This is a genomic window from Desulfosarcina ovata subsp. ovata (assembly GCF_009689005.1).
Lineage (GTDB): Bacteria > Desulfobacterota > Desulfobacteria > Desulfobacterales > Desulfosarcinaceae > Desulfosarcina > Desulfosarcina ovata.
The window spans coordinates 3,895,066-3,909,047 of sequence record NZ_AP021879.1 but is presented as its reverse complement, the minus strand read 5'-3'; the positions used below and the strand labels follow the sequence as shown (position 1 = coordinate 3,909,047).

12 protein-coding genes are annotated in these 13,982 nt (G+C 55.9%); 5 read left to right on the top strand and 7 right to left on the bottom strand.

All coding sequences use genetic code 11. The features are described from left to right. Positions 1–77: 77 nt before the first annotated feature. From nadA to GN112_RS17265, 7 genes are all read right to left on the bottom strand, one after another. Positions 78–974 (bottom strand): quinolinate synthase NadA, encoded by an 897-nt coding sequence (gene nadA, locus GN112_RS17295; RefSeq protein ID WP_155311361.1) that lies wholly within the window; start codon positions 972–974, stop codon positions 78–80. Between the two features lie 54 nt (positions 975–1,028). Beyond that, positions 1,029–1,703: a LolA family protein gene (locus tag GN112_RS17290; RefSeq protein WP_155311360.1), complete on the bottom strand. Its 675-nt coding sequence runs from the start codon at positions 1,701–1,703 to the stop codon at positions 1,029–1,031. Positions 1,704–1,814: 111 nt separating this feature from the next. Beyond that, on the bottom strand, positions 1,815–2,777 hold the full coding sequence (locus tag GN112_RS17285; RefSeq protein ID WP_155311359.1) for a hypothetical protein: 963 nt from the start codon (positions 2,775–2,777) through the stop codon (positions 1,815–1,817). Between the two features lie 203 nt (positions 2,778–2,980). Next, positions 2,981–3,304: an Hpt domain-containing protein gene (locus GN112_RS17280; RefSeq protein ID WP_155311358.1), complete on the bottom strand. Its 324-nt coding sequence runs from the start codon at positions 3,302–3,304 to the stop codon at positions 2,981–2,983. Beyond that, positions 3,301–5,376: a PAS domain-containing hybrid sensor histidine kinase/response regulator gene (locus GN112_RS17275; RefSeq protein ID WP_162458980.1), complete on the bottom strand. Its 2,076-nt coding sequence runs from the start codon at positions 5,374–5,376 to the stop codon at positions 3,301–3,303. Before GN112_RS17275 ends, GN112_RS17280 begins: the two co-directional genes overlap by 4 nt. A 213-nt stretch (positions 5,377–5,589) precedes the next feature. Beyond that, positions 5,590–6,957: a sigma-54-dependent transcriptional regulator gene (locus GN112_RS17270; protein WP_155311356.1), complete on the bottom strand. Its 1,368-nt coding sequence runs from the start codon at positions 6,955–6,957 to the stop codon at positions 5,590–5,592. Next, positions 6,957–8,696, bottom strand: a complete 1,740-nt coding sequence (locus GN112_RS17265; RefSeq protein ID WP_162458979.1) for an ATP-binding protein — start codon at positions 8,694–8,696, stop codon at positions 6,957–6,959. Before GN112_RS17265 ends, GN112_RS17270 begins: the two co-directional genes overlap by 1 nt. Before the next feature lie 358 nt (positions 8,697–9,054). Between GN112_RS17265 and GN112_RS17260 the strand changes: the two genes are divergently transcribed. The 5 genes from GN112_RS17260 (at position 9,055) to sfsA (ending at position 13,831) form a co-directional block, all read left to right on the top strand. Next, positions 9,055–9,588: a Spy/CpxP family protein refolding chaperone gene (locus GN112_RS17260; RefSeq protein WP_155311354.1), complete on the top strand. Its 534-nt coding sequence runs from the start codon at positions 9,055–9,057 to the stop codon at positions 9,586–9,588. Between the two features lie 335 nt (positions 9,589–9,923). Then, a complete protein-coding gene (locus GN112_RS17255) occupies positions 9,924–10,793 on the top strand; it encodes a Druantia anti-phage system protein DruA (RefSeq protein WP_162458872.1) in 870 nt (289 codons plus the stop codon). A 3-nt stretch (positions 10,794–10,796) separates the two neighbouring features. Further along, the gene (locus GN112_RS17250; protein WP_155310218.1) at positions 10,797–12,323 is read left to right on the top strand and encodes a transposase family protein; all 1,527 of its coding nucleotides are present in this window, start codon (positions 10,797–10,799) and stop codon (positions 12,321–12,323) included. A 310-nt stretch (positions 12,324–12,633) separates the two neighbouring features. Beyond that, positions 12,634–13,068 carry a YkgJ family cysteine cluster protein gene (locus tag GN112_RS17245; protein WP_155311353.1) on the top strand — a complete coding sequence of 145 codons (435 nt, stop codon included), beginning with the start codon at positions 12,634–12,636 and terminating at the stop codon, positions 13,066–13,068. A gap of 19 nt (positions 13,069–13,087) precedes the next feature. Further along, on the top strand, positions 13,088–13,831 hold the full coding sequence (gene sfsA, locus GN112_RS17240) for a DNA/RNA nuclease SfsA (protein WP_231717048.1): 744 nt from the start codon (positions 13,088–13,090) through the stop codon (positions 13,829–13,831). Positions 13,832–13,982: the final 151 nt, after the last annotated feature.

Below are 13,982 nucleotides of genomic sequence, written 5' to 3'. Positions count from 1 at the left end.
CGTGCCGCAAAACAGAGGGTTTGAAAAACGCCGGCGTTGCCCCTTTTTGGGGGATGCCGGCGTTTTTGTCGTCAGCTTCAGCGCGACAGGGCAATCATCCGCTCCACCGCGGCCAGTGCCGGTATGCGAATCTCCTCAGGCACGCGGACCTGGCCGGACATGTTCTCCAGACAGGTGAGAATATCCCGGGGCGTGATCTTTTTCATGTCCGGGCAAATCATCGTTTCCGATGCCGGATAAAAGGTCTTGCCCGGGTTTTTCTGTGCCAGCGGATGCAGCAGGCCCACCTCCGTGCCGACGATAAACTCGCTGGCCTCGGATTCGGCGGCAAAACGCATCATGCCCGAGGTGCTCAAGGCGGCGTCGGCCAAGGCGACCACCTCGGGCCGGCACTCGGGGTGGGCAATAAACAATGCTTCAGGATGGGCCTTGCGGGCCGCCTCGACATCGGCCACGCTGAGCCGGTCATGGATGGGGCAGCAGCCATCCCACAAGTGAATGGTCTTGTCCGTGTGCCTGGCGGTGTTCTGCGCCAGGTTGCGGTCGGGCGTCATGAGCAGTTCATCTTCAGTCAGGCTCTGGACCACTTCAATGGCGTTGGCCGAAGTACAGCAGATGGTGGAGAGGGCCTTGACCGCCGCCGACGAGTTCACATAGGTCACCACCGGCATGGCGGGTATGGCGGCCAGTCGCGCCTTCAGGGCCATGGGGGTGATCATGTCGGCCATGGGGCAGCCGGCATCGGCACGGGGCAGCAGCACGGTCTTCTGCGGAGAGAGGATCGAGGCGGTTTCGGCCATGAAATGAACCCCGCAGAAAACGATCACATCCGCATCGGTATCGGCGGCACGGATGCTCAGTTCCAGCGAATCGCCGCACATATCGGCCAGGGCCTGGATTTCCGGCGGCTCGTAGTTGTGGGCCAGAAGGACGGCGTTGTTTTCCTTGAGCAGCTTTCTGATTTTGGTTTGCATGGATAGATCCTTTAGGGGCGTATCGCTTGGCGGCTGCGGCTGCGGCCGCGGGTGTTACGGATTCATCTGCAGGACGTCGGCGCCCGCCGGCGCCTCGAAGCGGAATAACGATTCGGATGGCGTCGCGGTGAAGTCGACATTTTTCAGTTCGATCCGGGTTTCATCCCCGTAGACATTGACGGTGATGATCCGAACCACGTCAAAACTTTCCCGGGCCACATCCAGTTTGACCTCAATGAGATCTGCCGATGCCTTGTCGGGAACCATGCGCAGGCGGTAAAATTCCGGATCGTCTGCGGTTTCCAGGGAAATCCGGAAACTGTTGCGAACGGTCTTGATGTTGGAGAGAAACCCGGCCCCCTTGCCCTCGCCAAAAAAAGCCGGCGCCTTGCCCACCATCACTTGGTTCTCCTCCGGCCTGAACACCCACAGGTCACGGCCGTCGGTGATAATGGTCTGGGGTTCCGGCACGAGGTACTCCCAGCGCATTTTGCCCGGTTGCCGTACCATCAATCGGCCGGAGGCCGTATCGGTCACCGCCATGGCCTTGAGAATCGACTCCTGGTCGAATTCCGCAGTAAATCCGGTGACATTGTAACGCGATTCAACACCGGCAATAATCGTGTCGATGGTCTTTTCAGCCTCCGTCACCGCAGATGCCGGCGCCAGCCCGCCCATCATCACCCCGGCAAACAGGGACAGCATAATAACAATGGCAATGCGTTTCATAACGCCCTTTCCTTTCCGGTCCGTCTACCGGCGCCGACAGCGCCGCATCGGTCGTCTGCGTGGAAATGACTATCCCATTTCATCGGGTTTGTAAATACGCCCGGCACCGGGTCAGCGCCATAAAGAGCGGATGACGGCTCCGGTATCGTCCAGGTCGGCAATCTCACGCTGCGGTTCTTCCATGGGCAGTTGCAGGGTCTCGGTGTGGCCGAAAACCCCCAGACAGATCCGATCGATCAGACGCATCTGTTCCAGCAGTTGGCCACTGTCGGCATGGGGCGCCCGGACGCCCTGAAGCATCAGCATCTCCATGTTGGACTGGCGCATTAGGGTCTCGAAACGCCGGGCCTGCTGCAGAGTGCGAAAAAGCTCCCGTTTATGGTTCACCAACGGGTCGTAAAAGTCGGCATCCCCCCTGGCCCGTTCCAGCAACGGCAGCACCAGGTCAAGGCAGGCCAGGTAGTCGGGTTCGTCGTCAGGCATGCACTCAAAAAAACGGCATAAAAACTGCCGTCCCCTTTTTTGGACACGCAGGCCGTTGTTGCGCAGTCGCACCCGCACCATGGGCACCCGCGCGGGCGAGACGCCGGACGCGATGGCTGCAGCCACGGGGCCATCCAACTGCCAGGAGAGCTTCAACCGTTCGATGTACTGGGATTTGATAAAAACGGGCAGGACGAGATGGGTCAATGGGCGTTTGTCGGGCAGGCGGATCGTGAGCTGGATCTTTCGTTCCAGCAGACGGCGCTTCAGGGCCGCTTCATCCTCAGGGGTAACGGGAGATGCTGCCAACAGCGGTTCCAGATGGATCTGAAAGGCCTCGTCCGGATAGAAAATCAGATCCAGAAGGCTGTCCCGCTCGCTGTCGTCGTCATCGGCCAAAAAGGCCGCCAGCCGGCGGGGGGAAGGGTCGAACAGGGTCGCGCCGATATAGTCAAGAATGGCACGGGTCAGTCGCCCGCCGTGTTCCAGGGCACTGACCAGGCGGGGAAAAAGGTCGTTCAGCGGGTCATGGGGATACTGAATCATCCGGCGACTATAGCATCGGCCCGGCAGGTTTGTCGAGAAAGGCATGAAGCGGCCACAGGGAAACCGCATTTGAGTTGGAGTTCGGTTAATGGCGTTATCGGCGAACCTCGTTTTTGGATAAATGAATGCCAAATGCCAGAACCCGAATGTCAATTGAAGGATAAGATCGATTCAAATTGGACAGGATTCCACCATTTGACATTTGGTAGTTGGCATTCAAAGGCGCTGCGTTGAGGTAGGGGGAAAGGTCACACCGCAACGATCCGGGCAATATCGTCAAAGAATCCTCGAAGGGTCGCCACGTCAGCGGGAAGATCCGCCATCTGGTTTTCGTTGGCGGCCTGTTCAACCCGTTTGGCCACTTCGTGGACCTGCATGAGCCCCAGGTTACCGGAGGCACCGCTGATCGTATGCGCACTGCGGGCCACCTGCCCGGCGTCCCCCTCGTCCAGTGCCGCCTTGAGCTGGTTGTAATCCGCCATACCGGTCTGCATGAACAGTTCCACCAACTCGCGGTAATCCGCCTCGTCCAGACCGATATCGTCTGCCAGCGCCTTTATATCTAAATTCATATTCTCTCCTTATTTAGTACGTTCTTTTCGATAATCGCAAACACGGCTTCCCGTTTGATGGGTTTGGTGATGTAATCGTTCATCCCTGCGTCCAGACACATCTCGCGGTCTCCCTTCATGGCATGGGCGGTCATGGCAATGATCGGAACCTGATCGAACCCTTTCTGGCGGATCACCTGGGTAGCCGCCTTGCCGTCCATTTCCGGCATCTGGACATCCATGAAGATGAGATCGAAGGCGTCCGGCGTAGCCGTATATTTTTCTACGGCTTCGATCCCGTTGCTGGCCACTTCGACCTTGTAGCCGGCCTTGCCCAGCATCAGCATGGCCAGCTTCTGGTTAACGGGATTGTCTTCGGCCATCAGAATCCGAATGGAATGTTTGAGGTCCTCGCGGACCGAATACTGGGTATGGATCTTCTCATGTGGCTCAGGCTGGCAATCGTTATCCGGACTGTAGTCGCAGAGCACACGGCCGATCATCTGAAGCAGTTTTTCACGGCGGGCCGGTTTGCTCAGAAACCCGTTGAAACCGGCCTTCTCGCACCGCTGGGCATCACGCTCCAGCGCACCGGAAAGGGCGATCAGGGCAATTTTGGAAAAAGATGCCGACGATGACCGGATCTGTCTGGCCACGGCAAACCCGTCCATATCCGGCATACGGATATCTGAAATGCACAGCGCAAAGGGCACGCCTCGGGCAAAGCCGTCCTCCAGGGTCGCCAGCACATCCTCGCCCCGGTAAACCAGCGTGGTCTGCATACCGGAGGCATCGAGCACCTGTTTGAGGATCTTCGCATTGGCGACATTGTCATCCGCCACCAGAACACGAACGTCCTTGAGAGATACCGGAACCATCGTCGGCGAAGCCTGTTTTTCCGCGCACTTTCCCAGCCAGGCGGTAAAATGAAAGATGCTGCCCTCGCTGATCCGGCTTTCCACCCAGACGTCGCCCCCCATCAGGTTGGAAATCTGCTTGCAGATGGACAGCCCCAAACCGGTTCCGCCGTACTTGCGGGTGGTGGAACCGTCGGCTTGCTGAAAGGGTTCGAAGATCGCCGTCAGTTTGTCTTCGGGGATGCCGATCCCCGTATCCCGGATAATGGCGTGCAGCTTGACCTGGTCGTCAGTCTCTTCATCCACCAGGAGGGCCAGTTCGATTTCACCGGACTCGGTAAACTTGGGCGCATTGCCCAACAGGTTGGTGACCACCTGGCGAAACCTTAAGGGGTCCCCCTGAACCATGGCCGGCATGTTGTCGTCAATCCGGCAGAGCAATTCCACGGGAAGGGTACCGATCTTGGGACGGACCAGGTCGCAAACGTCGTAAGCCAGCAGTTCGGGATCGAATTCGATCGATTCAAAATCCAGTTCCCCGGACTCGATTTTGGAAAAATCGAGGATGTCGTTGATCAGCGACAAGAGGGCGATACCACTGCGTTTGATGGTTTGGGTATAGTCCAGTTGCACATCGCTGAGTCCGGTGTCGAGGAGCAGGTCGGTAAAACCGATGACCCCGTTCATGGGGGTACGAATCTCGTGGCTCATGTTGGCCAGGAACTGACTCTTGGCCATGTTGGCACTTTCGGCGGTCTCTTTGGCCTTCTTCAGTTCCTCCTCTGCCTGTTTGCGGTCGGTGATATCCTCCACCGTACCGGTATAACGACCGCCCTCATCGGAGAAAACCGGCTCCGAATGCACATGTACCCATCGGTGGGTACCGTCGGGACGGATGATGCGGCAATCCATAGAAAAGGTGGCCATCTTTTCAAGTGCTGCCGCCCAGTTTGCAAAAACCGCCCCACGGTCACCGTCGTGCAGCAGTTCCCGCCAGTCCCGGGTCAGGCTCTCCGCCAGGCTGAGCCCGAAAATTTTCTGGTAACTGGTATTGGCATAAAGGCAACTGCCTTCTTGGTCGAGTTCGAACACGCCAAAGTGGATGGTTTCGGAAATCAGCCGAAACCGCTCTTCACTCCCGCGATTGGATCCCCTGGCTGCTCGGAAACGTTTGTTTTCCTCTTCCAGACGTTTGTTTTTCTTGACCAGTTCAAGAATGGTTGCTGCACTAGGCATCCGAAGCGTTCCGTTTCTTGATGACATCAGCAAAGCCATGCTGCGCAGATCATGGCAGGTCGTTTCCAGTCACCGGCGGCCGGTCCACCAGTGAATCAATCCATCTGACAATCGGAACATGTCACACCGACTGATGGGATCTATATCGGCAAGCGAGGAAGTGACTTTAATTTTTCCAGAAGCAATCAAGCATCATCTAAAGGCAAGTAGAATTCATTGTAGTATCTTGTATTTTTTAATTTTTTCTCTCAATGTCTTCCGGGTGATGCCCAGCCTTCGGGCAGCCTCGCTTTTGTTTCCGCCAGCAGAAGAGAGGGTGTTGGCAATGGCCTCTCGCTCAATCTGTTCCAACGGTAGATCAGTAGGGAATACGGCGCCTGACGACGCGGCATCGGTATCCGGCGCGTCCTTTGCCAGTACATGGAAATCGGCCTCATCCAGGCAGTCGGATCGCGAGAGGACAACTGCCCGTTCGATGGTGTTCATCAGTTCACGCACATTGCCCGGCCAGTCGTGGCGGATCAGCAGATCCATGGCCCGGGGCGAAAACCGGTCCACGGTTTTATGGTTTTTTTCAGCAAAACGGTTCAGGAAATGGGTGGCCAGCAGGGGAATATCTTCCCGGCGCTGCCTGAGCGGCGGGGTTTGCAGTTCCACCACATTGAGCCGGTAATAAAGATCCTCCCGGAACGTGCCATCGCCGACCATCCGGGCCAAGTCCCGATTGGTGGCCACGATCAGGCGCACATCCACGGCGATCACCTGGTCACCGCCAACCCGGGTCAACTCCCGTTCCTGGAGCACCCGCAGCAGCTTGACCTGCATGGCAATGGGCATCTCGCCCACTTCGTCGAGAAACAGGCTGCCGCCGTGGGCCTGAACAAAGCGCCCCTCCTTGCGGCGGTCCGCGCCGGTAAAGGACCCTTTTTCATGGCCGAACAGTTCGGACTCCAGCAAAGTCTCGGTGATCGCGGCGCAGTTGACCTTGACCAGCGGGCCCGCCTTGCGCGGGCTGTTGGTGTGGATCGCTGCGGCCACCAGCTCTTTGCCGGTTCCCGATTCGCCGGTAATCATCACCGTCGCTTCGGAAACCGCCACCTGGGCCACGGTCTCCATCAGCCGAACCATGGCCGGGCTGCTGCCGATCATTTCCGCCGTCAGGGTACCGGTGGCCAGCTGGTCCTTGAGCTGCTGATTTTCACGCTTCAGATGAATATGTTCCAGGGACCGCGTCAGGGTCAACCGGAGCTTATCGAAATCAAGCGGTTTGATCAGATAATCGTACGCCCCCTTTTTCAGCGCTTCAACAGCCATATCCACCGATGCGTAGGCAGTCATGAGCACGATCGGGATGGCCGGGTTGATGCTTTTGATACGCTCCAGGGCTTCGATACCGGAAACGCGGACCATGCGGATATCCATGAGAACGAGATCGACCGGCGCGGCCTGAACGGCTTCGATGGCCGAGTCACCATCATCGGCCTCGGCAATGGTGTAGCCCCACCCGCCCACCAGGGTACGCAGCATGGTCCGGTGGGCCGTGTCATCGTCAACAACCAGCAGGCGATAGGATTCGGGCATCAGGCCTCCTTTGCCGCCGGCAGGGTGATCTCGACCGTCGTTCCGCCGGCTGGCGGGCAGTCCACCAGGATATCTCCCCGGTGGGCCTTGATGATGTTGTGGACAATGGCCAGTCCCAGCCCGGTACCGCTCTTTTTCGTTGAAAAGTAGGGCTCGAAAATGTGGGGCTGATCCTTGGGATCGATACCGCCGCCGCTATCGTGAACCTGAATGCACGTGCCGCCGTCGGCATGGCCGGAAACCGTCACGCTCAGATGCCCGCCGGCGACCATGGCGTCCAGGGCATTGAGGTAAAGGTTGAGCAGGACCTGGCCCATCTTGTCGGCATCCATGACAGCGGTAAGATTGTCATCGGAGAGTGCCAGGGTCATTTCCACACCGGCAGCCTGGTATTGCCGTTCGACCAATCTGAAGCTGTCCCTGAAAAAATCGTCCAGGCGAACGTGCTGGAAGTGCAGCTTGATGGGCCGGGAAAATTCCAGCAGTTGGCCCACCACCCGGTTAAGGCGGTCGACCTCCTGGATCATGATTCCGGCAATCTCCTGATCCCGGTCACTGTCCCGGTACTTTTCCTTGAAATAGGTGGCAAACCCCTTGATTGAACTCAAGGGGTTGCGAATTTCGTGGGCCACGCCCGCAGCCAGGCGTCCCACCATGATCAACCGGCGGTTCTTTTCCAGTTCCTGCTGCAGGGCCCGAATCTCCGTCAGATCCTTGAAGAGGATCACCTGGCCAAAGCGATCGCCGTTTTCATCGTTCAGGGCGGCCGCACTCACATCCATGGGAATGCGCCGGTCACCGTCGACCGGGCAGAGCAGTTCCTCTTCCACCATGTCGGCGGGACTGTCCAAAATCGCGGTCAGTGCCTGGGGCACGGCAGCATTGGCTTGGCGACCGATGGCCTCGTCCGCCTTCATCCCCAGGATCGATTCGGCCACCGGATTGAGGGTGGTGATCCGACCCTCCCGGTCCACGGCCATCAGACCAATGGGAATCCGGGAAACCAGACTGTCGGAAAATACCTGAACCTGAGCCAGGGAGGTACGGGTGGCGCGATAGTTCTGGGCCAGAAAAAGCAGCAGCACGCCGGCACACCCCACCAGCAGCAGCACAACGGCCATCACAATGGTGTGCCGAATATCAGCCGCGCGAGCCGCATCCAAATCATCGGCATGAAAACCCACGAAAATCACCATGGGGGGGGCCTGCATCCCGTCACCGGACCGTCTCGCCATATTCATCATATATTTGTGCATGGGTCGCATCGGCCTTCTGGCCAGGGGGGCAAATTTTTCGTAGATTTCAAAAACGGTTTCGCCCGATTCGTTAACCTGCCGGCGCCAACCCAGCTCAGCGGACGCAAAAATGGAATCCAGGTCCAACTCGGTTCCGTAGCGCGATCCCACCTGATCGCCCTGGCTGTGGGCCACCACCGTTCCGTCAAGCCGGACCACCACAAGATGGTCGATATCCTCCTGGGCCGCCGTTTCCACCAGCAGGCGCTGGAGCTGAAAACCACTGCCGTGCCCGCCGCGCATGCCCATCCGGGTTCCGGCCTCGAAAGAGCGGATCAGCGCCGCCCCCTTTCCGGTCATCAGACGGATACTCTGCTGCTTCTGGCGGTTGATGTTCTCCATGGTCATCATGGCCACGATGGGCAGCAGAACCGCCACGGCCCCCAGAATGATCCACGGTGAAAAACCGGACAAAAGAACCCTATTTTTGTTGTTTTTGCTCATCCTCAATGTGGAATACAAGAAGGTTGCCAGCTTACCGAATTTCATAAAACAGCCAATCAGCATGCCGCATTGCCGGTATCGGAAAATCCAGGCAAAACCATCTGGTACGTTTTTACCCGGTCGGCCCTTTTAACCTGGTCCGTTTCTAACCAAGCGGTTCCAGGCGATCCAATGCCCGATCGGGGTATAGAAAAACCTCGAATACTTTTTTAGTATATAGATTTAGCAGGTTACGCTGTTTTTCAAACAAAGGCAACCGCATTTGGCATCTGCTTTGCTCAAAGGGATTGGCAAAGCGAAACAACATGTGGGCCAATCAATCCAGAACGATGTCATTACACAAAGAAAGGACTGTATCATGAAAACCAGAAAGATTCGTACAATTGCTGTCAGCGTCATGACCGTGGCTTTTATTGCAATGGGAAGCACCGCCTTTGCCGGCAAAGGCATGGGATCCCGTAGCGGCGACTACCGGGGCAGCGGATGGGGATATAACTGCCCCAACGCCAACCTGACCGATGAACAGCGTGAGCAACTGGATAACGAGCGACAGGCTTATTTCAATGCAACCAAAAATCTGCGCCAGGATCTTTATGCCAAACGGCTGGAACTGCGCGCTGAAGTCGCCAAGAAAACCCCGGACCAGAAACGAGCCGCTGCATTGCAGGAGGAAGTATCCAAACTGAACGCCGGCCTGGCCCAGAAACGTCTGGCTCACTTCATGACCATCCGCAAGATCAATCCTGATGCCGGCCGGGGATTTTTCGGAAATGGCCGCGGCAATGGCCACCATGGTCGGTTCGGGGGGTACCACCAACGTGGCATGGGCTACGGCGCGAACATGGGGCCCGGTAGCGGCATGGGCTATGGCCCTGGTTACTGCCAACAATAAAACCCAGAACAGATTGGATCCAAATGCGCCGGGCGAGCATTGCCTGGCGCATTTTTTTATGCTTCGGTTTGGCACCGGGCCGATGAAGCCAATCTGCATTCAATCGCATTCTCCTTTCGTGCGCAACTTCAGTGGACACCGGAAATTTGTCGGATGGCGGCCAGCACTGACGCATAACTATTTAAACCCACTGATACCAGCGAGATAGACAGACATCAAAAAAAGTTTGTCTCAAAATAGCTATAGACAAGCGATCGGGCTTTTGGTAGAGGTAGCATAGGATGTTTGTAAGCACGCATCCTAGTCGTGACGCTACACTTGAAAAGGAGGTCGCTTTGATAGTCCAGTGTGGACGGCAGATTGAGAGTGAGGAGCTTGCGCAAATTCGCGAAACCGTTGAGACATTTTGGCGGTTGAGTCAGTGGGAGTTGGCCCAAACGGTATGTGAGCATTTGGGCTGGCACACCGCTTCCGGCGGCAATAAAGTGGACGCCTGCCTGAAGTTGCTCAAGCGTTTGGAAGCGCAAGGGCGCATACGATTGCCCGCTAAACGCGATAGCGGCCGCAAAAGCGGCAAGCAGCCGATAGCATCCCATCGGATCCAGCCTCAAGAGCCAGTCGTGGGCAAGCTTTCGGATATCGGGCCGATCCGGCTCAGGGTCGTACAAGGCAAAGCAGATAAGGCGCTTTTTAATGAATACCTGAGCCGTTACCACTACTTGGGGGACAAGAAGCCATTTGGATGTTATTTGCGCTATTTTGTCGAAGGCGCAGGCACGCTATTGGGGTGTATGCTGTTTTCAGGAGCGGCCAAAGCGCTAATCAAGAGAGATCAATGGATCGGCTGGAGCACCAACGAGCGACTGCGGAACCTGGGATTTGTTGTCAACAATGGGCGGTATTTGATTTTTCCGTGGGTAAAGGTCAGGTACTTGGCAAGCTGCGCATTGGGCAAGGCGATCAGGGAGTTGGGGCGGCACTGGCAGGAGCGCTGGGGCTATCGGCCGGTTTTGCTGGAAACCTTTGTCGATCCGCACTATTTCGATGGGACGTGCTACCGGGCGGCCAATTTTAGGTATCTTGGCATGACCCGCGGAATGGGGCTTATTCGACAGGGTCAAAGCTACGCCACCAGTCCGAAAAAGATCTTTGTTTATCCGCTGGCGGATAATTTTCGGCAAGTGTTATGTTCAGGGGAGGGCTGACGGATGAAAAAAACCAGCCGCAGACCCAGTCGTGAGCAGATCAAAGCCCAAATCAAACAGCGCAAACATGCACAGAAAAAATTGCGTCAGGATGAAAAGGCCAAGGGCTTTAAGGCGCCATCACATGCCACGATTTCAAACGGCAAGTGTAAATACGAAAGCATTGAGCAGGAGTACACTGCCCGCAATGAGGCGGTTGCCGAGAAAATAGGGATCTTTCGGGCCAAGATGCCTGTGCTGCTTAAGCAACTGTCCAAAATCGAGGACCCGAGAAATCCTAAAAAGATCAAGCACAATCTGTCGACCCTGATGATCTATGGGATACTGATGTTTGTTTTTCAGATGAGCTCTAGTCGCGAGGCCAACCGGGAGATGTCCCGGCCGCTGTTTTGGCAGAATCTGCAGTTTTTCTTCCCAGAGCTTGAAAGTTTGCCCCATCATGACACGCTCAAACGGTTACTGGCGGTGATCGACGTCAATCAAATCGAACAGTTGCATCTTGAGTTGATCCGGCAATTGATCCGGAAAAAGAAATTTCGGCGCTATTTGATTGACGAGTGCTATCCGATCGCGATCGATGGCACCGGCAAATTTAAGCGTGACTGGATTTGGGCCGAGGAGTGTTTGCAGCGCACCGTTACGCAAGCGGATGGGGAGCACCTTCAATACCATGTCTATATTTTAGAGGCCAATCTGGCGTTTCGCGATGGCATGACTATTCCGTTGATGAGTGAAATGTTAAGCTACACCGAAGGCGACACCGCCAATGATAAACAGGACTGCGAGCTTAAAGCCTTTTACCGATTGGCCCAACGCCTGAAGTCGGCCTTTCCGGCGCTGAAAATCATGGTGTTAATCGATGGGCTTTACGCCAAGGGTCCCGTGGTAGAGGTTTGCCGCAAAAATAAATGGCAGTTCATGATCGTCCTGAAAGACAAATCCCTTCCCAGCGTGATGAGTGAATTTGAAGCGCTTGCGGCACTTGAGATAAAAAATCGTTTCCGCCAGGGATGGGGCAACAGAAAACAGGTGTTCAAATGGGTAAACAGTATCGACTATCGGTTTGGTCCGAACGATAAAAAAAGCCAAATCCTGCACGTCGTCGAATGCCAAGAGCGCTGGCAACAGGTTAACCCGCAAACCGGGCAATTGGAGGACAAAAGCAGCCGACACGTGTGGCTGTCCAGCAAACCGTTGAACCGGTTTAATCTTCACGAACGGTGCAATCTGGGCGCACGCGCGCGCTGGGGCATCGAAACCGGTATCCTGGTTGAAAAACATCATGGATATCGCTATGAGCACTGCTTTTCGTATAACTGGAATGTCATGAAGGGATATCACTATTTAATGCGTCTGGGCCATATGTTCAACGTTTTGGCTCGCTATTCGGAACGGCTGGCCAAGGTCGTCAAAGATACCGGCGTGCGAGGCCTTATTCGCTTTATTCGCGAGACCATAGCCAACCCCTGGTTGGATTATGAATGGCTGGAAATTCGTCTGGCCGCCCCTTTTCAGCTTCGGTTGGTGTAGCAGTAGCCGTACCAAAACAAAGCGAAACAGCCTCTCAAGCCTGGAAGAGATGGGAGTCCACGGTCAGACATAATTGAGATTATGTCATGACAATTGTCTGAGGAGCAAATCTTGGTCATAAAAGTGTGAAGACGTTAGCCGGGTGATGAAAAGTGGGGCCCTAATCGTGACCAACCCCTGATTCTTTTTATTCATGCGTCAGAGCTGGATGGCGGCAACCCGGTTTGACTTTGCCGCGCGGCTTCTGGTAAAAGTCGCGGCAGGCAAGCCCCTTCATTTATCGGGCGGATCTTAAAGGAACAGGGAGTGAATGTTGAATCGGCTGGCGCAACGGCCCTATTTTTTCGATACCGGCATTCGCTTCACCTGCCGGCGGTGCGGCACGTGTTGCACCGGGGCACCGGGGATCGTACACGTCAATGCGAGGGAAACCGCAGCGATTGCCGCGTATCTGGGCCTGCCGGTATCTCGGGTGATCGAAACCTATTTGACGCCCTGGGAAGATGGCTACCGGATCAATGAGACAGAGGACGGCCGCTGTCTTTTTTTCGAGGACGGCTGTCGCGTCTACCCCGTGCGCCCGACCCAGTGCCGCACCTTTCCCTTCTGGTTTCGCAACCTGCGATCCGAGACCCATTGGAAGGCCACCCAAAAAGCGTGTCCGGGGATCGGCAGCGGAGATTACTTTTCCAAAGACGATATCCTGAACATTCTTTTCAATGGCATGCCGCAAGAAATCTTCTGAAGCAACGGAAAGGAGTGCTGTGGCAGGCACCGAAGCATCCATTGAGCGCGGCGCCATTGCCTGGCCGCCGTTGATCGAAGGAACACTGATCAAACGCTACAAACGATTTTTGGCCGATGTTCGCCTGAAAGATGGGCGGATCGTTACCGCCCACTGCCCCAACTCGGGAAGCATGAAGGCCTGCTGCGACCCCGGACGCCGGGTCTACCTCTCTTTTCACGACAACCCACGGCGCAAACTCAAGTACACCTGGGAGCTGATCGACATGCCAACCTCCCTGGTCGGCGTCAACACCCAGATTCCCAACCGCCTGACCGCCCATGCCATTGCCGCCGGCCAGATCACCGAACTTGACGGGTATGCATCGGTCCGGCGCGAGGTGAAAGCAGGCAAAAACTCCCGTATCGATATTTTCCTCGAGTCGCCGGATCGCCGGCCCTGTTATGTGGAGGTAAAGAACTGTACGCTGGTGAACGACGGCCTGGCCACGTTTCCCGATGCGGTGACCGTCCGGGGGCAGAAACATCTGATGGAACTGCAGCGGCTGGTTGCCGATGGATATCGTTGCGCCATGTTTTTTCTGGTCCAACGCATGGATGCCGACCGTTTCGCCCCTGAGGACCGAATCGATCCCGACTACGGCCGGAAACTGCGCGAGGCGGCCGAAAACGGCGTCGAGATCCTGGTCTATGATGTCCACATCGATCTGGATGGAATCCGGATAGGCAAGCCGGTGTTCTACGATCTTAATTTTTTCACATAGCCGGCACCTTATGGTTTATAATAGTGAGATCATTATTTTAAATTTGAAATCCTTTAATTTTTAAACTATTATGATATTTGACGATGGTGTCGCTGAAAAGCGCTGGGCCTTTCCAATCCGTTGCGGAGAATCCATCGGTCACCAAATCAAT